This window comes from Streptococcaceae bacterium ESL0729, from assembly GCA_029391995.1.
Lineage (GTDB): Bacteria > Bacillota > Bacilli > Lactobacillales > Streptococcaceae > Floricoccus.
The window spans coordinates 1,290,268-1,315,741 of the sequence record CP113924.1 but is presented as its reverse complement, the minus strand read 5'-3'; the positions used below and the strand labels follow the sequence as shown (position 1 = coordinate 1,315,741).

The following is a 25,474-nucleotide window of genomic DNA, read 5'->3' as shown; positions in this document are numbered from 1 at the left end:
TATATGAGGAAAATAAATGAATGAACTTTTTGAAAGGTTGATGGATCAGATAAATCTTCCCTTGGAGATTAGGCAGTCAGCTGATTTTTCAGGTGCCGATATTGCAAACGTTGAAGTTCACACGATTAGTAATTTATGGCATTTTTACCTAAGCTTCAAAAGACCCTTAAGGGTTCAGGATTACAGAAGCTTAAGGGGACATTTGGAAGAAGCCTTTAGTAATATTGCAAGGATTAAACTAACTATTTTAACGCAAGATGCTGACTTTTCAGATGATGATCTAAATGACTACTATCCCTTGATTTTTGCTGAAGAAGGATGTAATAGTCCGTCATTTTCAAATATCTTTGAAAATTACAAGCTTTACTCAGAAGACTCAAGAACCTATCTGGTAACGGCAGACCTGACCAACCTTAAATATTTCGAAGACAAGTACATACCCTTAATGGAAGCTGCCTATAAAAATTTTGGTTTTAAGGACATAAAAATTTTTACTAAGGTCGATTTGGACCTGTCGATGAAGCTTGCCAAAAAGCATGAAAAACAGGTAACTGAGGCGACTAATAGCCAGCTGCAAAAGATTAAAAATCAGGTGGCCAGCCAGCCGCAAGTCCAAGCTTCTAGTGCCAGTAAAAAAGATAAGAAGGGCCTTGATCCTACAATTTTTCAGATGGGCCGGGAGATTAAGTCAAATGAACTCCTAACTCAAATGGTTGAAATTACAACTGAGGAAAATCGCCTAATTTTTGAAGGTTATGTTTTTGATGTCGAAAGGAAAACTACTAGAAATGGTCGCCATCTTTTAATTTTTAAGATGACCGACTATACCTCATCATTTGTCGTGCAAAAGTGGGCCAGAACTGATGATGAGGCCAAGGTTTTTGATCTATTAAAGACTGGTATGTGGGTTAGGGCCCGGGGGAATGTTGTCATGAATACCTTTACCAGGGACTTGGTCCTTGAAGCCCAGGACTTAATTGAGGTCAAAAAGAAGGCCAGGATGGATCTTATGCCTGATGATGAAAAGCGGGTCGAATTTCATGCTCACACCAATATGTCGACTATGGACGCTATTGAATCAGCTGGAGCCTTGGTTGAAAGGGCAGCAAAATGGGGTCATAAGGCCATCGCCATTACAGACCATGCTGGCCTTCAAGGTTTCCCCGAAGCCCATAGTGCTGGAAAAAGAAATGGAGTTAAGATCCTTTACGGGGTTGAAGCCAATCTTGTTGAAGACCGAGTGCCCATTGCCTACAATGAAGACGACTCAAGTCTAAGTGATTCAACCTATGTGGTTTTTGACGTGGAAACAACAGGACTGTCAGCAGTTTATAATAAACTTATTCAGGTTGCTGCTAGTAAAATGTATAAGGGTAATGTCATTGAAGAATTTGATGAATTTATTAACCCAGGGCATCCTTTAAGTGAATTTACAACCCAATTGACAGGAATTACAGACGACCATGTGAGGAATGCAAGGCCACTTAAGGAAGTCCTTGAAGACTTTCAAAAATTCTGCCAGGGATCTATTTTAGTGGCCCATAATGCAAGTTTTGACGTGGGCTTCATGAATATCAACTATGCCCGCCATAATCTACCAGAGATTACTCAGCCAGTAATTGATACCCTTGAATTTGCAAGAAATCTTTACCCAGAATACAAACGTCATGGTTTGGGACCCTTGACCAAACGTTTTGGAATAGCCCTAGACCACCACCACATGGCCAACTATGATGCTGAAGCTACAGGCAGACTTTTATTTATCTTCCTGAGGGATGTGGCTGAAAAATTTGGTGTGACCAAGGTTTCTGAGTTGAATACCCAGGTAGTAGCTAAGGATTCCTATAAAAAGGCCCGAATTAAGCATGCGACAATCTATGCCAGGACTCAGGCAGGCCTTAAAAATCTCTTTAAGCTTGTTTCATACTCAAATGTTGATTACTTTGAAGGAGTTCCAAGGATTCCTAAAAGTGTCCTTGAAAGTCATAGGGAAGGACTTTTGGTGGGCTCTGCCTGTTCTGAGGGTGAGGTGTTTGATACAGTTACAACTAAGAGTTTTGAAAAATCTTTAGAAGTAGCAAGCTTTTATGACTTCATTGAAATTATGCCACCAGCTGCCTATAAACCTTTGATAGCCAAGGAGACCATCAAGGATGAGATGGAGCTTCAGGATATTTTGAAGCAGCTGATTAAGGTTGGAAAGACCTTAGGAAAACCAGTCCTTGCTACAGGTAATGTCCACTATCTGGATAAGACCGATGCCCTTTATAGGGAGATAATTGTAAGGTCCCTTGGACCTGGAGCCATGATTAATAGGCCTATTGGCCGCGGGGAAAAGGCCATGCCAGCAGATCTTCCAGAGGTTCATTTTAGAACCACCAATGAAATGCTTGATGAATTTTCATTTTTAGGAGAAGATTTAGCACGTGAGCTTGTAATTGAAAATACACAAAAGATGGCTGATAGCTTTGAAGAGGTAACTCCAGTCAGAAGTGACCTTTATACCCCTTATATTGAAGGAGCAGAAGAAGAAGTCGCAAGACTTACCTATGAAAGAGCCCACGCCCTTTATGGTAATCCCCTCCCAGATTTGGTTGATCTGAGGATTGAAAAAGAGCTTAATAGTATTATTGGTAATGGATTTGCCGTGATTTACTTAATCTCCCAACAGCTGGTTGAGCGTTCTAATGACCGGGGTTATTTGGTCGGAAGTCGTGGGTCAGTTGGATCAAGTTTTGTAGCCACCATGATTGGGATTACTGAGGTTAATCCTTTAGCCCCCCACTACATGTGTCCAAACTGCCAGTACTCTAAGTTTTATGATGAAGGACAGTACGGATCAGGATATGACATGCCAGAAAAGGATTGTCCCCAGTGCGGGACCAAGCTTAATAAGGACGGACAAGACATTCCCTTTGAAACCTTCCTAGGTTTTTATGGGGACAAGGTTCCAGATATTGATCTGAACTTCTCAGGAGAGGACCAGGCTAGTGCCCACCTTGACGTCCGAGATATTTTTGGTCGTGACTATGCCTTTAGGGCAGGAACTATCGGTACGGTTGCCGATAAAACAGCCTACGGCTTTGTTAAGGGCTATGAAAGGGATTATGGTAAATACTACAGGGCTGCTGAAATTGATAGGTTGTCAAAAGGTAGTACTGGGGTTAAAAGGACAACAGGCCAGCACCCAGGGGGGATCATTGTAATTCCTAATTATATGGATGTCTATGATTTCTCACCTGTCCAGTATCCAGCAGATGATCAGAATGCCGAGTGGCAAACCACTCACTTTGACTTCCATGCCATCCATGACAATATTCTAAAGCTTGATATTCTGGGGCATGATGACCCAACCATGATTAGGATGCTCCAGGATTTATCTGGCATTGACCCTTCAACTATTCCACCAGATGATCCAGAGGTTATGAAAATCTTCTCTGGGACTGAGGTTTTGGGAGTAACGCCTGAGCAGATTTTTTCCAAAACAGGGACCTTTGGAGTTCCCGAATTTGGGACAAGCTTCGTGCGTGGGATGCTTGAAGAAACTAAACCCAAAACTTTTGCTGAGCTCTTACAGATTTCAGGACTATCCCACGGGACAGATGTTTGGCTGGGAAATGCCCAGGAGCTAATCAAGTCAAATACAGCCAATCTAAGTGAGGTCATCGGCTGTCGGGATGACATCATGGTTTATCTCATCCATGCAGGTCTTGAAGAGGGTATGGCCTTTAATATTATGGAAAGAGTGCGTAAGGGTGCCTGGAATAAGATGGATGAAGCAGAGCGGGATAAGTACCTTGCTGCCATGAGGGAAAACAAGGTACCTGAATGGTACATTGATTCATGTAGTAAGATTAAATACATGTTCCCCAAGGCCCATGCGGCAGCTTATGTTCTCATGGCTCTTAGGGTAGCCTACTTCAAGGTTCATTATCCAATCTTCTATTACTCAGCCTACTTTTCAATCAGGGCCAAGGCCTTTGACCTTAAGACCATGGGTGAGGGACCTGACTCTGTTAAGGGCAAGATGGCTGAAATTCGGGAGAAAGACAAGCGATATGAGGCCACAAAGGTCGAAAAGGATCTTTACGGAACCCTTGAACTTTGTAATGAAATGCTTGAGCGTGGTCTTAAATTTGGCAAGCTTGACCTCTACCGAAGTGATGCTACAAACTTCATTATCGAAGGAGATACCCTCATTCCTCCTTTTCGTGCCATGGATGGTCTAGGTGAATCAGTAGCCCACCAACTTGTCCAAGCTCGGCAAGATGGAGAGTTTTTGTCAAAAACCGAACTAAGGAAAAGGGCAGGAGTCTCTCAAACCTTGGTTGAAAAGATGGATGAAATGGGCATTCTTGGTAACATGCCTGAGGATAATCAATTGAGCCTCTTTGATGATTTATTTTAAGGGCTAAATTTTAACCAAACTTTAATGAACAAGAACTTGAAAATTTATGTAAATCAACGTAAAATAGGAGCTAGAAATCGCGGAGGATGTAATGAGTTATTCAGATTTAAAGTTATTTGCCTTAAGTTCAAACAAGGATCTTGCCCAAAAAGTCGCTGACAATATGGGTATTGAGCTTGGAAAATCAACAGTTAAGCAGTTTTCTGATGGAGAAATCCAAATCAATATTGAAGAGAGTATTCGTGGTTCGCACGTTTACATCCTTCAATCAACTTCGGCCCCAGTTAATGATAACCTGATGGAGCTTTTGATCATGGTTGATGCCTTAAGACGTGCCAGTGCTGAGACAATCAACATTGTTATGCCCTACTATGGTTACGCCCGTCAAGACCGTAAGGCCCGTGCCCGTGAGCCAATCACATCAAAACTTGTAGCTGACATGCTTCAGGTTGCAGGAATCGACCGTCTTTTGACTATCGACCTTCACGCTGCCCAAATTCAAGGATTCTTTGACATCCCAGTTGATCACCTAATGGGTGCACCACTTATCGCTGACTACTTCGACCGTCAAGGTCTTTGTGGAGACGACGTAGTAGTAGTAAGTCCTGACCACGGAGGAGTGACTCGTGCTCGTAAGCTTGCTGAATTCCTAAAAACACCGATTGCCATTATCGACAAACGCCGTCCTAAGGCAAATGTCGCTGAGGTTATGAACATCATCGGTTCAGTTGAAGGGAAAAAATGTATCCTGATTGATGACATGATTGATACAGCTGGAACAATTACACTTGCTGCTGATGCCCTTAAACAAGTTGGAGCAACAGAGGTTTATGCGTCATGTACCCACCCAGTTTTATCAGGGCCAGCACTTGAGCGTATCGAAAACTCAGCCATCAAAAAACTAGTTGTAACTGATACAATCTATCTACCTGAAGATCGTAAGATTGACAAGATTGTTGAAATTTCAACATCAGGATTACTTGCTGAAGCGATTATTCGTATTCATGAAAAACGTCCACTTTCACCACTATTTGAGGCACCACACAAGTTTTAAAAAAATAAAAAGGATAGCTTTATTACCGGCCATCCTTTTTGTTTACTTACCTGCTTACTGGCTGATTATTTTGGATAGATTGTGGCAATTTTAAGACGATTTGTGTTAGAATAAAAATATTAAATTAATTTACGAATGAGGAGAACTATGAACTACAACCATCAAGAAATTGAGCAGAAGTGGCAAAAATATTGGGCTGATAACCATACCTTTAAGACAGGTGAAAAAGCTGGTGCACCAAAATTCTATGCCTTAGATATGTTCCCTTATCCATCAGGTGCAGGTCTTCACGTAGGACATCCTGAAGGATATACAGCAACTGACATTCTTAGCCGCTACAAACGCGCCAAGGGCTATAATGTCCTTCACCCAATGGGTTGGGATGCTTTTGGGCTTCCTGCTGAGCAGTATGCAATCGATACAGGAAATGATCCAGCTATTTTTACCCAGCAAAATATTGATACCTTTAAGGATCAAATCAACTCCCTTGGTTTCTCCTATGACTGGGACCGTGAGATTAATACAACTGATCCGGACTACTACAAGTGGACCCAGTGGATTTTCACTAAACTTTATGAAGAAGGTCTTGCCTATGAAGCAGAAGTACCTGTAAACTGGGTTGAAGAGCTTGGAACAGCCATTGCAAATGAAGAGGTTCTGCCTGATGGAACAAGTGAGCGTGGTGGTTATCCAGTTGTAAGAAAACCAATGCGTCAGTGGATGCTTAAAATTACAGCCTATGCTGAACGCCTACTTGAAGACCTTGATGAACTTGACTGGCCTGAGTCAATCAAGGAGATGCAAAGAAACTGGATCGGCAAATCAACTGGAGCTGACGTTAACTTCAAGATTAAGGACACAGACGAAGACTTCACAGTATTCACAACTCGTCCTGACACACTTTTTGGGGCAACTTATGCTGTAATGGCACCAGAGCATGCCCTTGTTGACCAAATTACAAGTCCAGAACAGGCTGAAGCTGTTGCTGAATACAAACGTGTGGCTTCCCTTAAGTCTGATCTTGCCCGTACTGACCTTGCCAAGGATAAGACTGGAGTCTTCACAGGTGCTTACGCTATCAACCCAATCAATGGTCGTGAAATTCCAATCTGGATTGCCGACTATGTTCTTGCAAGCTACGGAACAGGTGCTATTATGGCCGTTCCTGCTCATGATACTCGTGACTGGGAATTTGCTAAAGAATTCGACCTTGATATTATTCCAGTCCTTGAGGGTGGAAACGTTGAAGAAGAAGCCTACACTGAAGATGGCATTCACATCAACTCAGGTTTCCTAGATGGTCTTAATAAGGAAGAAGCCATTAGCCGTGTTAACAGCTGGCTAGAGGATGAGGGAGTAGGATCTAAGAAGGTTACCTACCGCTTGCGTGACTGGCTCTTTAGCCGTCAGCGTTATTGGGGTGAGCCAATCCCAGTTATTCACTGGGAAGACGGAGAAACAACAACTGTTCCTCTTGAAGAACTTCCGCTAGTTCTTCCAAAAACAAATGATATTAAGCCTTCAGGCACAGGGGAAAGCCCCCTAGCAAATATCACTGAATGGATAAATGTAGAAGACGAAAATGGTCGCAAGGGACGTCGTGAGACCAATACTATGCCTCAGTGGGCTGGTTCAAGCTGGTACTACCTCCGCTATATTGATCCAACAAATACAGAAGCCCTTGCTGATCCTGAAAAAATTAAGGAATGGCTACCAGTAGATATTTACATTGGTGGAGCTGAACATGCCGTTCTTCACCTGCTTTACGCTCGTTTCTGGCATAAATTCCTTTATGATCTAGGGGTTGTTCCAACCAAAGAACCTTTTGCCAAGCTGTTCAACCAAGGTATGATTCTTGGAACAAGCTACCGTGATTCAAGGGGAGCCCTTATAGCAAGTGATAAGGTTGAAAAACAAGGGGATAAATTCATCCATGTGGAAACTGGTGAGGAACTTGAGCAAGGTCCAGCCAAGATGAGTAAATCCCTTAAGAATGTTATCAATCCAGATGATGTTGTCCGTGAATACGGGGCTGACACCCTAAGACTTTATGAGATGTTCATGGGACCTCTTGATGCTTCAATTGCCTGGTCTGAAGAGGGCCTAGACGGAGCCCGTAAATTCCTTGACCGCGTGTGGCGTCTTTACATGACTGAGGACGGAAACCTACGTGACAATATCAAGGACGAAAATGATGGAAGCTTGGACAAGGTTTACAATGAAACAGTTAAACTTGTCAGCGATCATTTGGAAAACCTTAAATTCAATACAGCAATTAGCCAACTTATGATTTTTGTTAATGCGGCCAATAAGGCTCAAGTCTTCCCGCTTGAATATGCTAAAGGCTTCATCCAACTTCTAGCTCCAATTGCTCCTCACCTAAGTGAAGAAATTTGGGAAAAACTTGGTGGCAGTGAAGGAGTTTCATATGTTGCTTGGCCAACTTATGATGAGTCTAAACTTGTGGAAGATGAGATTGAGATTGTTCTTCAGGTTAATGGTAAGGTTAAGACCAAGGCTGTTGTTGCTAAGGACCTATCTCGTGAAGAGCTTGAAGCTTTGGCTCTTGCTGATGCTGAGATCAAGGCCAATATTGAAGGCAAGACAGTAAGAAAGGTAATTGTTGTACCTGGAAAACTAGTAAATATTGTTGCCAACTAATAAAGCTAAAACAAATAAAAAAGGACCCTAGGTCCTTTTTATTTTTCCAATCTTTTTCCGACAAAATAATCTGCCTGATCTGTAAAAATTCCATCTACCCCCCAATTAAAGAGTTGATTGGCACGGGACGGGTCATTTACCGTCCAAATATTGACCTTGTAACCCCGATCTTTTATTTCCTTAATCATCTCATAGGTCAAAAGATCATTTTCAAGGTGGATGGTTCTTGCCCCGCAGGCATCAGCAATCAACTGCCAGTCAGGATAGAGGGTGTGCCTTTCAAAGAGGATGGCATACTCATATTCTGGGGCAATCTGCTGCATCTTAGATAGCATTATCGAGTTAAAAGAGGAGATTAGAATCTTAACTTCTGGATCAATCTGGGCCAGGAGTTTTTTGAGCTTGACCACCAAATTATCAGCCAAAAGATTACCACGGGGGCCAGAAATTCCCTTAAGTTCAAGATTTAGATTAATTTTACTATCATTGATAAAATCGACCAAGTCCTCCATTCGAGGTAATTTTTCTCCCTTGAATTTTTCAGAAAACCAAAATCCCGCATCTAAATTTTCAAGAGTTTTATAAGGAGTTCTTGCCACCTCGCCATGAAGATTGGTTGTACGGTCTAAAAAGTCATCATGGATAATCACAAGCTCCCCGTCACTTGTCGATGTGATGTCTGTTTCAAACCAGCTTATATTATAGTCTTTTAGGAGTTGAAATGAGGCCAGGGTATTTTCAGGTGCCTGTAAGGGAAGCCCCCTGTGGGCAAAAATCGTTTTGTCTTCGTACATGACTTTCCTATCTGTTGTTTTATTTGGTGGAAATTCTAAAGTCCACCCTATAGTCCACATTATAGCGAATGAGCTCTTTAAAGCAAAGTAAAGCTTATTTGAAAGTTGATTTAAACTGATACCTTGACAAAGAATATTTACAGCTGTAAACTTATATCAAAGATTAGGAGGTAGGCATGATTAATACAATTAGTGATGCAGAGTGGGACATTATGCGAGTGATTTGGACCAATGGTTCAGCTACAGTTGACGATGTTTCCAGTAAGATTGATCCCAGCCATGGTTGGCAGCTTTCAACCATTAAAACCCTTCTTGGTAGGCTGGTGAAAAAAGGGATGCTTGCCACCCAAAAGGCAGGAAGAAAATATATTTACTCAGCCAGGCTTTCTGAAAGTGAGGCGGCTTGCGAGATGGCAGATGAGCTGGCTGATAAGATTTGCACCAAACAAAGGGTTCAGGCCATTGCAGAATTGATAAAAATTAGCGACTTTACTGAAGAAGATCTTGTCATCCTAAGGGATGCTTTGGATCATAAGACAAGTGAGGTAATGGTTGCCTGTAACTGTATCTATGATTAGAAGAAAAGAAGGACTAGCGTCCTTCTTTTTTACTTTTATATTTATTAACGAGATAGGAGATTAGGCTACCTTCGTACATGATAAAGGAGCTTACACCCACAATAAAGGCCGTGAGTCCAAGTTTGAATCCTTGGGGAACAAATTTTAAGATAACCTCATGCTCTCCTGCGGGAGCTTTTATTTTCATGAAACCAGTTTGGGCCTCTTTGATGGCAACTTGCTTGCCGTCAATCTTAGCTGACCAGCCTTGATCGTAGGGGATGGTTAGGAATAAGTCTCCAGCAAGGTCAGCCTTGTAGCTAACGCTTAAGCCATTTTTGAGGACCTTGGCCTCAGTCTTATTGGCCCTAATTTTATCAATAGCCGCTTGATAATTATCAACATCAAGGGCCCAAAGTTGGGTCTTGTCAAAGGAGATATTGTCATTGTTTAAAACGGTCAGCTTAAAGTCAATCGGTGTTGCCACATCATAGTAGCCAAGATTGAAGAAGGAACCAGTGTTTAGGGGATTAAAACTGTAAGATTTATCATTGATGGTAATTCTTATATCCTTACTCTTGTCACCAGAAAAGCTGATGTTTGGCATCTTTAAATAAAGCTGCTTCCTGGCTGGTGCCATGATTGAGTAGGTGAAGGACAACTCAGTCTCTGAGTCCTTCTTCCTAAGAGTAACCCGGCTATCACTTGCACTAATATTTCCAGATATGGTCTCATCTTCCTTGGCCTGGCTTGTAAAATAGTCAAGATCAAGGCCTGAAAGCTTGTTGAGCATCTTGGTCTGATTTTCAAGGACGTCATTGTTTATAAGCTCAACGTCCTCGTAGCCTCCAGCAACAAAAATTGCAGGATTTAGGGCTAGATTATTAACTTTTAGTTTATCAAAGTCAGTATCTTCAAAGCCATATTTGCTTGCTTGTAGATTGCTAGTGATATTATATTTGATGGCAAAGATTCCATCTCCAAGGAGGGTGTTATTGGGATATCTTAGATTCAAATTTGTTCCAAGGGATTTAAAGCCCAATAGATTAAGGGTACTACTTGATTTACGATTCCTGACACTTGAGAATTGGGCCAGGGAGTTGTAGTCATATTTCATACCATCATTAGCTGTATCTGGTTCAAGGTTCTCCATTCGGGTAAAGATTTCAGGATCCAAACTTTTTGCCAGAGGATCGACCTTGTCATACTGCTCATCATAGTGGGATTTTTTGGCGTAGCCCCATTCATTTGAAAGTCCCTTAATTTGATAGTAACTATTAATACCAGTCTCTCCAACCATTAGAAGAAGGAGACTTAGCATTAGAAGCTTGGGATTAACCTTGTTATTTCTAAAGGCCCAGGCAACAAGGAAGTAGGCCGCTAGGAAGAGGGTGGTTAGGATAAGATTATATTTATTTAAAAAATTATAACGCTCGCTTGCAAGGACATAGGTAAAACCAACAGCCAAAATAATAAAGCTATCAATTACAGCCCGCCTGCTAAATTCCCCTATTCTAGTTAGCGATTCAAGGGCCATGACTACAATTAAGAGGCTCAAGGTAAATGAATAGCGGTGTAAAAACATGTTGGGAGCGTGCATCCCCTGCCACAAAAGATCAAGAGCCTCTAGGTGGAAGCTTAGATTGATAAAGACCAAAAGGGCCAGGTAGGCAAGCTTTGTCTTAAGGGATATGGTTTTTGCAAAGAAGAATAAAACGGCAAGGACTAGGGGAACTAGTCCCACATAAATCATAGGGATTGAGCCGTATTTGGTGGTATCAAAAGCTCCTACGAAGTTTTTGGCAAAAAGGTCAAAGTACCAACTCTTATCAGTAAATAATTTAGTGATTGGAGTGAGCTCCTCCCCGTTGATTTTAAGATCAAGGTACATGGGAAGGATGGTTACAAGGGAGCTTATCCCTGCTAAAAGTGATGTGATTGAAAAGGCCGTAAAATTTTTGATGAATTTTTTCCTAGTAAAATTAAAGCTTGATCTGGCCAAAAAATATCCCACTAAAAAAATTGCCATCATGAATCCAAAGTAGTAATTTTGAATAAAGAGGATGGTAAGGCTTACGAAATAAAGCTTCTTTTTGCCTGCATCCATGAGGGCGTGAAGCCCCCAGACAATAAGGGGCAACCAGATGAAAACATCAAGCCACATGATAATCTCGCTTTGGCTACTTGAAAAACTCATGAGGGAGTAGGCCGTTGATAGGGGTAAAATAAGCCAGTTTGAGATGGTCTTATACATGTTTTTAAAGCTTATAAAAGCTGTTAGCCCGATTGCCCCAAATTTTAAGATGGTAAAAAGATAAAGGGCGTTTGGCATATTTTCTGCCGTGAAAAAATAGGTCAGGGGCATGAAAAAACTACCCAGGTAGTAAGAAGAAAATGAGTAGAGATTCAACCCAAGACCGCTAGTAAAGGTATAGAAAAATCCTTTACCAGAATGCATGATATCTCGGTATAGGGCATGGGCATTAACATATTGATGGTAGGCATCCCCTGCTAGGACGGTTGTTCCACCATTCCAAAAAATGCCAAAAATTGAATAAATTATTGTAAGTATAAGGGCTGGTAAGAAGAAGCTGGCCACAAGTGGCAGCTTATTTTTTTTAACAAAATCTGATAATCTTTTCATGGTATGATTATAGCAAAAAAATTAAAAAATTAACAAAGAAACCAGTAGGGACAGGTAGATTTAGGCAAGTAAAAAACAGGCTTAAGGCCTGTTTTTTTTACTCATTAAATTAGGTTTGGACAAGTCCCTGTTTTTTCAACATCATTAAAATTATCAAAGCTTATTTCAATCATGTTTTTAAGGGCCTCATCGGTATTTGATCCGATGTGAGGAGTGATTAAGACTCTAGGATATAAATCGACTAGCTGTTCAGCCACGCTATCTAACATTGGATTTTCGGATGAAAATTCCTTGAAAAAGATGCTTGTTTCATTAGGCATAACATCTGTACCAAAGGCACCCAAGGTGTTCTCTTGAAGAGCCTTTAAGATGGCTTCATTGTCCTGGAGTTCTCCCCTTGCTGTATTGATGAGGATGGCATCATTTTTCATCTTAGCAAGGAAGTCTTGGTTGACTAATTTATCATTTTTTCCAGGGAAGTAAGGCAGATGGAGGCTTACGATATCGCTTGTTTTAAGGAGTTCATCAAGCTCTAAAAATTCAACAACTTCTTTGGCTTCATCAGACTGGTAGATGTCATAGGCTACAACACGTGCCCCAAGCCCCTTATATAACTTGGCTTCAACAAGACCGATTTTACCAGTTCCAAGAATTCCAACGGTACAGTTGCGGATTTCGCGACTAAACATTTGAGGACTTACGGTAAAGTTCTTTTGCGAAGTGCGGTCAACAGTATAGGCCACATTTCTCAAAAGGCTCATCCCAAGGGTTAGGGCAAGCTCTGCAATTGCATTTGGAGAATAGCCAGGAACACGGGCAACAAGTAGTCCCAATTCTTTTGCAGCATCTAGGTCAATATGGTTAAATCCTACAGTTCTAGTGAATACATAACGAACTCCAAAATCCTTTAATTTTTTAAGATTTACCCTATCTGCCACACAGTTTCCACGAAGTAAAACAGCATCGTGATTCTTTGCAGTATCTATATTATCGTGGGTTAGTAAGTCTTCGATTAAGGTTAAATCATAGTTATATTTATTGAGTTTTTCAAAGTAGGGTTTTTCATTTGGTCGAACCCCGTAACATGCGATTTTTAACATAAGTGTAAACCTAGACCTTTCTGTCTTTAAGTTAGAAGTAATAGTAGCTAGCTAGATTAGCCAAGCATTTGAAGGACAACAATCCAAACAGGGGTCATGATGACGGCTAGGACTGTTGATATGAGTGAAGCGTTTGATGCAAGGACAGCCTCTCGGTCAAAGCTTATAGCATAGGCCGCAGCTACTGTTGCGGTAGGGGCTGCCATCATGATAACAATTGTTGCAAGGGCAGTTGAGTCAACCTTTAAAATTCCAGTTGCTGTTAGAATAGTTAGGGCAACTAGGTTGATAAGAGGTACGATGATGACTTTGACAACTGAGTAATACCAAGAAGTCTTGTCTGATGCAGCTTTCTTGAATTCAACTTCACCAAGGGTTGCACCGATTGATAGCCAAGCAAGAGGTGACGCAAGTCCTGCAAGGAAGGTCATTGGCTTAAAGAGCCACGGTAGAGTTTGGTCAATCCTTAGGATGGCAAAGTTTTTAACAACCTGCTCACTGATTACCTTGCCTTTTTCAACGCTAGCTGGAACATTCACTGTAACGTGTGTTTGTGGAAGATATCCTTGGAAAAGCCAGATAAGAAGACCTGCAAAGGTTGCAATGATGATTGGATTCATAAACATGGTCTTGATGTTCTTAGCCTCCATCTTAAGACCACTCATTTTGATGTAACCATAAGAATAGAGGAAGATACGATAGCCGATGTTAAAGACGCTTGAGTACATAACTCCAAGAGGACCATAGACTGCACTAACGATTGGTGTTCCAAAGAAGGTGGTTGACCCAAAAATGGTTAGAACCCTAAGGGTTGTCTGCTTGTCTCCCTTATATTTAATAAATAAAGGCTTTGATAGGAAGATAAGAAGGACGTAGACTACAAGTCCCCAAATCAAAACATTGATACTCTGCTCAAGCTTTACAGGGTCAATATCCTGCATGAATGAGTTGAAGGCAAGGCAGGGTAGGGCTACGGTAAGGACAATCTTTGAAAGAGTTTTCCCAACATGGGCATCAAAAATTCCCTTTTTCCTACAAAAGTAGCCAAGAAGGATGATAAAGACAGTCGATGTAATGGCACTTAGAACCTCAACCTTGGTCAAGGTCTCAACCGCCATTTTTAAAATGTTCATAAATAAGCTTCTCCTAAAGTTTTTTTCTCAATCTGTTATACTATACGAAGTTTGTTAGATAACAAACATATATAAATAAAAAATAAGCAAAAAAAGAATATACACCGATAATACTATTTTTTTTGAGCAATTACAATAGAATCTCATACAGATGGGATGAATTTTTACTTTTAATTACTTTTACTTATGCATAAATTGATTCCATCTGATGTATTACAAGAGGGAAGACTTTTTCTTATTACTTATTAATTTTCCTGTAAAAATAAAAAAGACGAATCTCTCCGTCTTTTTATGATCCAAAAATCTCTTCCATCAGTCTTTGACCAGTAGGGGTGGCAGCAAGGCCGCCTTCAGCTGTTTCCTTAAATGCTGTCGGCATGGCAACACCAACCTGATACATGGCTTGAATTACCTCATCAACTGGAATTTTTGACTCAATACCAGCAAGGGCCATATCAGCTGCCACAAAGGCAAAACTTGCCCCCAGGGCATTTCTTTTAACACAGGGTACTTCGACAAGTCCTGCAACCGGGTCACAGATGAGTCCCAGAAGGTTTTTGATAACAAAAGCAGCTGCTTGGGATGCTTCAAAGGCAGATCCCCCTGCTATATGAGTGAGGGCAGCAGCTGCCATGGCACTAGCTGAGCCAACCTCAGCCTGACAACCACCTTCAGCCCCACTAATAGAAGCATTATTAGCAATGACAAGCCCAAAGGCTCCTGCTGTAAAAAGAAAATCAAGCTGTTCCTTGTGGCTTAGCTTTAATTTTTCACTGGCAGCGACCAAAACACTTGGAACACATCCGGCAGACCCCGCGGTAGGAGTGGCACAGACCAGTCCCATCTTGGCATTTAGCTCATTGACAGCCATTGCATTTCTGACTGCTGAAAGGATGGTTGTGTCAGACAGGCTAGTCCCTTTTTGCAGGTAGCGGTCAAGCTTTGCGGCATCCCCTCCTGAAAGTCCAGTTGGAGACGGCTTGGGGTCAAGCCCTTTTTTAACGGATGCAACCATTACCTCAAGATTTCTCTCCATGAGGCCTATGATTTCCTCCCTGCTACAACCAGTCATCTCTCTTTCTGTAGCAATCATCAGCTCAGGGATGCTTCCCTGGTGGTTTAAATCAGCCTGGTAGACCAGTTCTTTAATTGAATAAAACATGTGTAAACTCCAATTTTTATTTAAAGAAGTTGACGTTTTCAATATGAGGGATGGCCTGAATTTTTTCTAGGGCATCTCCTATGTCTTGGGAGTCAACTTCAATCATCATGATCGCCTTTTCCCCCGCACTTTCACGGGTTACATTCATTTGGGCGACATTGATGTTAGCTTGGGACAAAAAGTTAGTTATTTTAGCAATTACCCCAGGTATATCTTGGTTTACGATAATCAGGGTCGGGGTATTCATGTTAAGGGCAATATCAAAGCCATTAAGCTCTGTGACCTGGATGTTTCCACCCCCGATAGAAATCCCTGTGATAGACATGCTACGATTTTGTCCCTTGACGATAATTTTTGCAGTATTGGGATGATTAGTCTTTCCCTCTCGGTCAATAATCCAAGAAACCTCCATTCCTTGGTCATGGGCAATTTTTAGGGATTCAGGAATCTTTGGATCATCTGTATCCATTCCTAAGAGGCCAGCAACCAGAGCAACATCAGTACCGTGTCCCTTGTAGGTCTTGGCAAAACTTTGGTAGAGGTGAATTTCAACCTGCTCAGGCATTTGACCAAAGATCGAGCGGACAATTTTTCCAATCCGAACAGCTCCAGCTGTATGAGAGGAACTTGGTCCAATCATAACAGGCCCTATGATATCAAAGACACTTTTAAATTTTATATTTTGCATTATATTTCTAGTAGCTCCTTAGGATTTGAAATAATATAGCTAGCCCCAGCTTTTTCAAGCTCTTCAAGGTCACCAAAACCATAAAGGACACCTACTGTCTGTAGGCCGTTTTCAGAGCCTCCAGTGATATCGTAGGACCTATCTCCAATCATCAGACTTTCACTTTTATCTGCCTGTGATTTTTTAAGGGCTTCTTTAAGGACAGCAGTTTTGGTATGCCTTCCCTCAAAACTTCCAGTTAAATCATCAAAATAATCTTCTATCTTGAATATTTCTAGTGTCCTTTGGGCAACTGGCTCATACTTACTAGTTGCAATATAGGTTTTTGCCCCTTTATTTCTTAGTTTTTCAATGGTTTCAAGGATATAGGGGTAGATTTCAGCCTCAAACATGCCCTGTTTGGTATAGTAGGAACGATAGATTTCAAGAGCCCTATTAACAAAGTCTTGGTCTCCCATCTGAGAAAAGGTAACCTCAAGGCTTGGACCAATAAAAGAAGTTAGGGTTTCATCACTGGGTTCTTTTAGGCCAAGTTCCTTAAAGGTATGTTTAAAGGTATTTTTTATGCCAACCTCACTATTAATAATTGTTCCGTCTAAGTCAAAAAAATAATGATTCATCTTATACTCCTTCTTAGTCATAGGCCTAGTGTACAACCTTTTGAGCCAATTGTAAATTACATCAATTTTTTTACAAATATACTAGAAAATGTCATAAAAATGTCAGTCAGCATTATTTTATTAGCTAAGATTTTTTGTTATAATACGAGGGCTTGCACCTTCAATGCAAAGCAAAAATTAATGGTAAGTAAAGTAGACCTTTAATCTCACTTTACAAGAAAGATGGTGTATATGGACAATTCAAAAACTCGTGTCGTTGTTGGAATGAGTGGAGGAGTCGACTCAAGCGTTACAGCCTTACTCTTAAAAGAGCAAGGCTACGATGTTATCGGAATCTTCATGAAAAACTGGGACGATACAGACGATGTAGGCATTTGTACGGCAACTGAGGACTACAAGGATGTAGCAGCAGTAGCTGACCAAATCGGCATTCCCTACTATACGGTAAACTTTGAAAAAGAGTACTGGGATAGGGTATTTGAGTACTTTTTGGCAGAATATAGGGCAGGACGCACGCCCAATCCTGATGTTATGTGTAACAAGGAAATCAAGTTTAAGGCCTTCCTAGACTATGCTATGGAACTTGGGGCTGATTATGTGGCAACGGGTCACTACGCCCAGGTCATGACTGATGAGGACGGTGTCGTCCACATGTTGCGTGGTAATGACAACAATAAGGACCAAACCTACTTTTTAAGCCAACTCTCACAGGAGCAACTTAAGAAGACCATGTTCCCTCTGGGTCACCTGGAAAAGCCTGAAGTACGTAAGATTGCTGAAAAGGCTGGCCTTGCGACAGCCAAGAAGAAGGACTCAACTGGGGTATGCTTCATCGGTGAGAAGAACTTTAAGGAGTTTCTCAGCCAGTACCTACCAGCCAAGGCTGGTCGCATGATGACCCTTGAAGGGCGTGATATGGGACCTCACGCTGGGCTTATGTACTACACAATTGGCCAACGTGGGGGCCTTGGAATCGGTGGCCAACAAGGTGGTGATAATGAGCCTTGGTTTGTTGTTGGTAAAGATCTTGCGACTAACACTCTTTACGTGGGACAAGGTTTCCACCATGACCACCTTTATTCAACTAGCCTTGAGGCAAGTGATGTGAGTTTCACCCGTGATATGCCTGATGATTTTGTGTTCGATTGTACGGCTAAATTCCGCTACAGGCAGCCTGATGTTCCAGTGACGGTGAAGATTTCAGGTGACAAGGCTCTTGTTACCTTTAAGGAGCCTGTGCGTGCTATTACGCCAGGTCAGGCGGTTGTTTTCTATGAAGATTTGGAGTGTCTTGGCGGGGCTATGATTGATCGTGCCTACAAGGATGGAAAAGTGATGCAATACCAGTAAGGGGAGGTAGAGTTGTTGAAGGGGTTTTTTAGGAAAAAAGGGGGAGTCTGCCTCCTGTTCGTGTCTTTGGCTATGGGCTTATATGCCCTGGTCAATGACCGCTTATTTACATCAGTTGATATTGATATAGATAATGTTGCAAGGTCGGTTGTTGGTACTTTTACCCTCCTCCTACCTCTTTCAATAGCTATCTTTAGCCTACTTATCCTTTGGGGTAAAAATACCAGGGGTGCTACCTTCTTTAAGGCAGCCATCCTCTATTTGTTTACTAGAATTTTCCACTTCCTTATTGTTTTGACTAAAAATGTTAATGATGAGGACTTCAGACTTGATTTCAAAAATCTTGTAGATATCTTCATTGACTGGAAGCTTCTATCCTATCTAGGGGTGCTCCTTGCCCTTTTTTTCCTCTTTAGTCGATTGAAAAGATTTAGGGCCTTCGTCCATGAAAGTCCACTTTCTGATCTTTTAAATATCAGGGAGGGACAGATTCTTACGGCCCTTTTTACCCTCTTTATTTATCTAAGTCCAGAGGTCTTCTCCCTTTTGGAGGCAAAATTTTACTATTTAAGTCCTTCTAATAGTATAGATTTAGTAGCCATAAGCCAGCTCGACTTGTTTAATTTTTTAAGCTTAAATCTAAGGGAGCTTGCAATTTTTATGGTCATCTTACTGGTGGCAGCTGTCTTTGTTGATGGGCTTAAGGGATTTTTCAGTAACCAGACCAGCTGGCAGTTGGCTCTTATAAGTTCCCTCTTCTTGGCAGTTAATAGCAACTACCTGATTCAGCTAAGTCTTGCCAACTACACTAAAATTGCTGGCTACTTTGTCCTTGATGGGGCTAGTTTATTTCAGATTCTAACCCTCTTTTTGCTGTATGGCCTAAGCTACGCTTTGACCAATCGGTATTTTTACGGAACCTTTTTAAATCTAACCCTTACCAGTCTCCTTGTTTTTTCAAATATTGAAAAATTTAGTCTAAGGGGGGAACCTGTTTATTTATCGGACTTTGCCTGGCTTAAGAACTTTAGATCCTTAGTAGATTTCATTGACATCACAAAGGTTATTTGGATGGGCCTTGTTCTCTTAATTCTGCTCCTTGCGACCTTCTTCCTGCAAAGGAAGTTTTTAAGGGGTGGAATCTACAGGAGCTATAAAAAAAGGATCATGCTGATTATATCTCTTGTTTTTAGCCTTTGGTTGATTGGGGACAATACGGCGAAAAATCCTCACATCAAGATTCCTGTCCTGGCTGATTTTACCAGATGGCAGGATGGTAACATCCTCTGGCAGGGAAATACGCCAACAGCCAATATGAAGTCTCTTGCTTTTGTTTGGTACATGCAGCTCTTTAATGATGCCATGGATGAGCCAGCAGGTTATAGCCAGAAAAAAGTGATGGAGATAAGGGACAAATATATCAAGCGGGCCAAGCAAATAAATCAAAACCGCAAGGATGAGATTGGGGACAAGACTGTGATTTTTGTACTGTCTGAGTCCCTGGCCAACCCCAATCGACTCCCACAGATAAAATTATCGAAAAATCCCCTAACAGAGATTGATCAGATAAAGGAGAAGACAGCATCAGGCCTTATGATTTCCCATGGTTATGGGGGCGGTACAGCCAATATGGAGTTTGAGGGCCTAACTGGTCTAAGCCTTGATTACTTTAACCCAAGCGTTACAGTCATCAATAATGAGGTTGTCCCTAAAATGGCTTTTATTCCAGCCCTCAGTGATTTTTTCAAAAATAAAACAGCCATCCACCTGGAAAATGCTGAAAACTATAATAGACGGAATATTTACCAAGAGATGGGCTATGAGGAGTTTATCTCCCTAGGAAATTCCAACATGTTGGCCCTTGACGTTGAAAACTACGGGGTTCATCCAAGTGATGCAAGTAGCTATGGTCAGGTCATTGATAGTTTGACAATGGATGCTCAATTTTTCTCACTGATAACCATGCAAAATCACTCTCCTTGGGTGAATGTTGGTGGCGATATAAGTGCAGAGTTTCCAAAGCTTGGAAAGGGTGTTAATGAAAATCTAGCAAATTATGCTAATGCTCTGGCTCAGACCGACATAGAGACGAAAAAGTTTTTGGACAAACTGTCTCTAGTAACCAAGGATATTTCCGTTGTTTTTTACGGTGACCACCTGCCTGGCTTTTACCCACAGTCTGTCTTTGACAAAAATCCCAAGCTCAAGTACCAGACCGACTACTTCATTTGGAACAATAAAAAAGACTACAGTCAGGGTCAGCCAATTGTTAGAACCAGTGATTTTATCCCTGAACTTTTAGAGCTTGTTGATGCCAAGGTAAGTCCTTGGTATGCCCTACAAACTGACCACTATAAGGAGGTTCCCAATAAGCAAATGCTTGGAAATGATGGCGAGTTGACTGCCAGTCAAAAGGAAATTTCAGATGATTTTAAGATTATTCAGTATGATTTGACACTTGGGAAGCATTACTTAAAGGCTGACGACTCATTTTTCAAGGAACAATAAGCAAAATTTTTGCCATCAACTTTTAGGCTGATCCATTAAATAATACTGGGAAAAATTTACTTCATTTGCTATCATGAATCTAGGTACTAACTAAATGGGGGCTATAATGAAAGTTTATAAGGATAAAGAAGAGCTAAAATCAGAAATAAAAAAATCATATGATAAATATATTGCAGAATTTAAGGATATTCCAGAAAATTTGAAGGATCAAAAATCTGATGCTTCTGAGAGAACACCAGCCGAAAATCTTGCCTACCAGCTTGGTTGGACAAATTTACTTTTAAGCTGGGAGAGGGATGAAAAACTTGGATTAGAGGTTAAAACACCGTCTGATAAGTTTAAATGGAATCAACTAGGAGACTTGTACAAGTGGTTTACCGATACCTATGCTTCTTTATCTTTGGATGAATTGGAAGAAAAATTAAGTAAAAATGTTGATGATATTTTGAAGATGATTGATGGAATGACTGAAGAAGAGATTTTTGAAGTCCATCAAAGGAAGTGGGCGGACGGGGCAACTAAGAATGCAGTGTGGGAGGTTTACAAATTTATCCACATTAATACAGTTGCACCATTTGGAACATTTAGGACTAAAATCAGAAAGTGGAAGCGAGAATTCCTATAAGCTAGTAAATTAATACCTGGCTAGAAATAAGTTGCCATGCATCTAGTTGGGCAAGTTTTTCAGCTTGACCAACTATTAAATTTAAGATAAAATATTTTTAAAATGAAAACCAGTAGTCAAAGTACTGAGTCATGTATGCTTTTTTGGCGTACCTGCTCTTGCTTTGGCTTTTTTGTATGTATATAGGAGAAAATGTGAACTTTCAAGAAGAATTTGACGTAATCGTCGTTGGTGCAGGTCATGCGGGAGTAGAGGCGTCGCTTGCTTCAGCCCGTATGGGTTCAAAAACCCTGCTTTTAACTATTAACTTAAACATGCTGGCCTTTATGCCATGTAACCCGTCAATTGGTGGGTCTGCTAAAGGGGTTGTTGTCCGTGAAATTGACGCCCTAGGTGGTGAGATGGGTCGTAACATTGATAAGACCTACATTCAGATGAAGATGCTAAATACTGGTAAGGGACCAGCCGTTCGTGCCCTTCGTGCCCAGGCTGATAAGGAACTTTATTCACAGGAAATGAAGAGAACTGTCGAAGGCCAAGAAAACTTGACTCTTCGCCAGGCCATCGTTGATGAGCTCCTTGTTGAAGATAAAAAAGTTGTAGGAGTTAGAACATCTACTGGAACTAGATACGGGGCAAAATCAGTTGTTATCACAACAGGAACAGCCCTCCGCGGGGAAATTATCCTAGGAGATTTAAAATACTCATCAGGGCCAAATAATTCCCTAGCATCAATTACCCTGGCTGATAACCTTCGTGACCTTGGTTTTGAGATTGCCCGTTTTAAAACAGGTACTCCGCCTCGTGTCAAGGCTCAAAGTATTGACTACGGCAAGACTGAAATCCAGCCAGGAGATGAGGAGCCTAATCACTTTAGCTACCTATCAAGGGACGCTGACTATGACAAGGACCAAATTCCTTGTTGGTTGACTTATACAAGCGAAGAAAGCCACAAGATTATTAATGATAATCTCCACAGGGCACCCATGTTTTCTGGTGTTGTAAAAGGAGTTGGGCCAAGATACTGCCCGTCCATTGAAGATAAGATTGTTCGTTTTTCAGATAAACCCCGCCACCAACTCTTTTTAGAGCCTGAGGGGCGTAATACTGATGAGGTCTATGTTCAGGGTCTTTCGACCAGTCTACCTGAGGATGTGCAATTTGAAATTTTAAGAAGCATTCCAGGTCTTGAGCAGGTAGAGATGATGCGTTCAGGTTATGCCATTGAATACGACGTAGTCCTACCTCACCAACTTCGCCCAACCCTTGAAACCAAGCTTATTTCAGGCCTGTTTACAGCTGGTCAGACTAATGGTACATCAGGTTATGAAGAAGCTGGTGGCCAAGGGATTATGGCAGGGATTAATGCTGCCTTGAAGGCTCAAGGTAAGCCTGAATTTATCCTGAAAAGAAGCGATGGCTACATCGGTGTTATGATTGATGACTTGGTTACCAAGGGAACAATTGAACCCTACCGTCTTTTAACAAGTAGGGCCGAATACCGTCTGATTCTTCGCCATGATAATGCTGACATGCGTTTGACAGAGCTGGGGCGTGCTATTGGCCTTGTCGATGACGACCGCTTTGCTGCCTATGAGATTAAAAAATATAAGCTTGAAGCAGAGGACAGACGCCTGTCTGAGCTTAAGCTTAAGCCGACAGCAGAGACCAATAAAATCATTGAATCATACGGCTATAAGCCTTTGAAAGATGCCATGACAGCAAGGGATTTCTTAAGACGTCCTGAGATTAAATACAGTGACCTCCTTAATTTCATTGAACCAGCTGCTGAAGATCTTGATGACAAAATCATTGAGCAACTAGAAATTGAAATTAAATACGAAGGCTACATTAAGAAGGCCATGGATCAGATAGACAAAATGCACCGCCTTGAGGCCAAAAGAATTCCAGCTAATATTGACTGGGACGCCATTGACTCAATTGCCACAGAAGCCCGTCAAAAATTTAAAAAGATTAATCCTGAAACGATTGGACAAGCCAGCCGTATTAGCGGAGTAAATCCAGCAGATATCAGTATTTTGATGGTTTATCTTGAAGGAAAAAATAAAAAATAAGAGGAGCTGAGGCTCCTTTTATGCTTTTTCTGTCTTCGTGTAAGCCCCCTCCATACTTTAAATTTTAGTCAATTTATGGTAAAATACGACGGACAGGAGTGTAAATATGAAACGTTTAGATCAATTGTCTTCACTAACAATGACCATAATATTAGGGGTATTATTCCTAATAGAATGCATTGTAATCAGAGTTTCTGAATCAAGGATTAACTCAATGGTAATTCTATTCTTTTTAAATGTTATTGTTTTGGCGATTATTTTATATCAAAAAAGGGCCTACCAAAGCAATACTGTTGATTTTATTAGGAATGCAAATGAATTAGCGGAGAATTCTTTGAGTTCGACCCTTGAAAAAATGCCTCTAGGAGTCGTGCGATATACACCAGATACCTATGAGATTGAATGGTTCAACCCTTATGTTGATTTAATTTTTGGTGATGCCGTAAAATACTTCACTAGGGATGAGATTAAAAAGATAACCAATCAGATTGAAGAAGGTATTAGTAAGTACATGAGCCTTGACAACAAGCAGTACACAGTCAAGCATGATAAGGACAAGCACCTCCTTTACTTTTTGGATGCAAGTGAGGAGCTTGACGCTAAAAATATTATAGCTGACAGTCGTGCTGTTATCGGGGTTTTATCCGTTGATAACTATGATGATACGACCGATCTTTTGTCTGAAAGTGAAAGAACGACTATAAATAGTGTTATTACAAACTCCATCGACAGTATCTCCAGTAAATATAAGATATTTACCAGGAGAGTTTCTGCCGGCCGATACTACTTCTTTACAGACTATCGAACTCTCAACCGAATTATGGATGATAAGTTCAGCTTCTCTGAGGAATTCAAGAAGAAGGCAGCGGAGAGAAATGTACCTCTGACCTATAGTATTGGGGTTGGTTACGGGATTGAAAACCACCAATCAATCGGTAGAACAGCCCTTAATAACCTAGAGCTTGCTCTTGTTCGTGGGGGGGATCAGGTTGTTGTTAAGGAAAATATTGACTCAGCTCCTATTAGATATTTTGGTGGAAATTCTGCCAGTAGGTCACAAAGGTCAAGGACCAGGGCACGGGCTATTGCAACAGCCATTAATACCATTATTAGTGAAAGCGACAATGTTTTTATTGTTGGTCATAAGTTTCCTGATATGGATGCTCTAGGTTCAGCAGTTGCCATGAAGATTTTTGCAAATCTTGCGGGTAAGTCTGCCTATGTGGTTTACGATAAAAAGCAGCTTTTACCAGACGTTCAAAGGGCCATTGCCAAACTTGATGAGGCAGGGGACGGGAAAAAATCAATTATTACCACCAATAGGGCTAAGGCCCTTAGGAGGGATAACTCCCTCTTGATCATGGTCGACCACTCGAAGCCTAGAATGACCCTTAACGAAGAGTTCTACAAGGCCTTTGATAAGTTGGTCGTGATTGACCATCACAGAAGGGATGAGGATTTTCCAAATCATGCCATGCTGACCTATATTGAAAGTGGGGCAAGTAGTGCTAGTGAACTTGCAACTGAATTACTCCAGTATCAGACAACCAATCCCAAAAAGATGACCAGCCTTGAGGCGAGTATTACCCTAGCAGGGATTTCAGTTGATACTAAAAGTTTCAGCAAAGGTGCTACAAGCAGGACCTTTGAAGCTGCAAGCTTCCTTAGGGAGCAAGGAGCTGATGGTAACCTGGTCAAGGATATTCTTGCCACCAATTATAGTGATTACAAGGATGTAAACGAGATTATTTTAAAGGCCGATTTTGTTGGCGAACATACAGTAGTAGCCTGCGGAAATCCTGATAAAAAATATGATAATGTAAAAACGGCCATTGCTGCTGAAACCTTGGTTGATATGGTGAATATCAACATGGCCTTTGCCATTGCCCGCCATAAAAATGGCTATATAGCAATATCTGCAAGGAGCCGAGGCGATTATAATGTACAGACCATTATGAGTGCCTTTGGTGGTGGGGGACATTTCAACAATGCAGCAGCCCAGGTCTATGAAAAAACAATTGAAGAAGTTAAGGAGGAGCTCTTAGAGGTTCTCCGAGATGAAAACAAAGATAAGATTGATAAGAAAGAGGGATAG

General features: G+C 41.2%; 16 protein-coding genes. 9 read left to right on the top strand and 7 right to left on the bottom strand.

The features are described from left to right. The first annotated feature begins 16 nt into the window (after positions 1-16). From OZX68_06515 to leuS, 3 genes are all read left to right on the top strand, one after another. Complete coding sequence (locus OZX68_06515) at positions 17-4,408, top strand: PolC-type DNA polymerase III (protein ID WEV60567.1); 4,392 nt, start codon at positions 17-19, stop codon at positions 4,406-4,408. A gap of 91 nt (positions 4,409-4,499) precedes the next feature. Further along, on the top strand, positions 4,500-5,462 hold the full coding sequence (locus tag OZX68_06510) for a ribose-phosphate diphosphokinase (GenBank protein WEV60566.1): 963 nt from the start codon (positions 4,500-4,502) through the stop codon (positions 5,460-5,462). Between the two features lie 147 nt (positions 5,463-5,609). Then, entirely contained in the window at positions 5,610-8,123 is a 2,514-nt protein-coding gene (gene leuS / locus OZX68_06505) for a leucine--tRNA ligase (GenBank protein ID WEV60565.1), read from the top strand. A gap of 38 nt (positions 8,124-8,161) precedes the next feature. Here leuS and OZX68_06500 read toward each other — a convergent pair whose 3' ends face one another. Continuing rightward, positions 8,162-8,917: a glycerophosphodiester phosphodiesterase family protein gene (locus tag OZX68_06500; protein ID WEV60564.1), complete on the bottom strand. Its 756-nt coding sequence runs from the start codon at positions 8,915-8,917 to the stop codon at positions 8,162-8,164. 176 nt (positions 8,918-9,093) lie between these two features. Here OZX68_06500 and OZX68_06495 point away from each other — a divergent pair, with 176 nt between their 5' ends. Then, entirely contained in the window at positions 9,094-9,495 is a 402-nt protein-coding gene (locus tag OZX68_06495) for a CopY/TcrY family copper transport repressor (protein WEV60563.1), read from the top strand. 13 nt (positions 9,496-9,508) lie between these two features. Here the strand turns inward: OZX68_06495 and OZX68_06490 are convergent, their stop codons facing one another. The 6 genes from OZX68_06490 to OZX68_06465 form a co-directional block, all read right to left on the bottom strand. Continuing rightward, positions 9,509-12,118 (bottom strand): YfhO family protein, encoded by a 2,610-nt coding sequence (locus OZX68_06490; protein ID WEV60562.1) that lies wholly within the window; start codon positions 12,116-12,118, stop codon positions 9,509-9,511. 104 nt (positions 12,119-12,222) lie between these two features. Further along, entirely contained in the window at positions 12,223-13,218 is a 996-nt protein-coding gene (locus OZX68_06485) for a 2-hydroxyacid dehydrogenase (GenBank protein ID WEV60561.1), read from the bottom strand. A gap of 56 nt (positions 13,219-13,274) precedes the next feature. After that, entirely contained in the window at positions 13,275-14,351 is a 1,077-nt protein-coding gene (locus OZX68_06480; GenBank protein WEV60560.1) for an AEC family transporter, read from the bottom strand. Positions 14,352-14,640: 289 nt separating this feature from the next. Further along, a complete protein-coding gene (gene sdaAA, locus OZX68_06475) occupies positions 14,641-15,513 on the bottom strand; it encodes an L-serine ammonia-lyase, iron-sulfur-dependent, subunit alpha (protein WEV60559.1) in 873 nt (290 codons plus the stop codon). Between the two features lie 16 nt (positions 15,514-15,529). Beyond that, positions 15,530-16,201, bottom strand: coding sequence for an L-serine ammonia-lyase, iron-sulfur-dependent subunit beta (sdaAB, locus tag OZX68_06470; protein ID WEV60558.1), 672 nt, complete (start codon positions 16,199-16,201; stop codon positions 15,530-15,532). Beyond that, on the bottom strand, positions 16,201-16,821 hold the full coding sequence (locus OZX68_06465) for an HAD-IA family hydrolase (protein ID WEV60557.1): 621 nt from the start codon (positions 16,819-16,821) through the stop codon (positions 16,201-16,203). The genes sdaAB and OZX68_06465 overlap by 1 nt, the downstream gene beginning before the upstream one ends. Before the next feature lie 222 nt (positions 16,822-17,043). Between OZX68_06465 and mnmA the strand changes: the two genes are divergently transcribed. From mnmA to OZX68_06440, 5 genes are all read left to right on the top strand, one after another. Further along, positions 17,044-18,171, top strand: coding sequence for a tRNA 2-thiouridine(34) synthase MnmA (gene mnmA / locus OZX68_06460; GenBank protein WEV60556.1), 1,128 nt, complete (start codon positions 17,044-17,046; stop codon positions 18,169-18,171). A gap of 60 nt (positions 18,172-18,231) precedes the next feature. Further along, a complete protein-coding gene (locus OZX68_06455; GenBank protein WEV60555.1) occupies positions 18,232-20,679 on the top strand; it encodes an LTA synthase family protein in 2,448 nt (815 codons plus the stop codon). 106 nt (positions 20,680-20,785) lie between these two features. After that, entirely contained in the window at positions 20,786-21,304 is a 519-nt protein-coding gene (locus OZX68_06450) for a ClbS/DfsB family four-helix bundle protein (GenBank protein WEV60554.1), read from the top strand. 194 nt (positions 21,305-21,498) lie between these two features. Then, complete coding sequence (gene mnmG / locus OZX68_06445) at positions 21,499-23,379, top strand: tRNA uridine-5-carboxymethylaminomethyl(34) synthesis enzyme MnmG (protein ID WEV60553.1); 1,881 nt, start codon at positions 21,499-21,501, stop codon at positions 23,377-23,379. 106 nt (positions 23,380-23,485) lie between these two features. Continuing rightward, positions 23,486-25,474: a DHH family phosphoesterase gene (locus tag OZX68_06440; protein WEV60552.1), complete on the top strand. Its 1,989-nt coding sequence runs from the start codon at positions 23,486-23,488 to the stop codon at positions 25,472-25,474.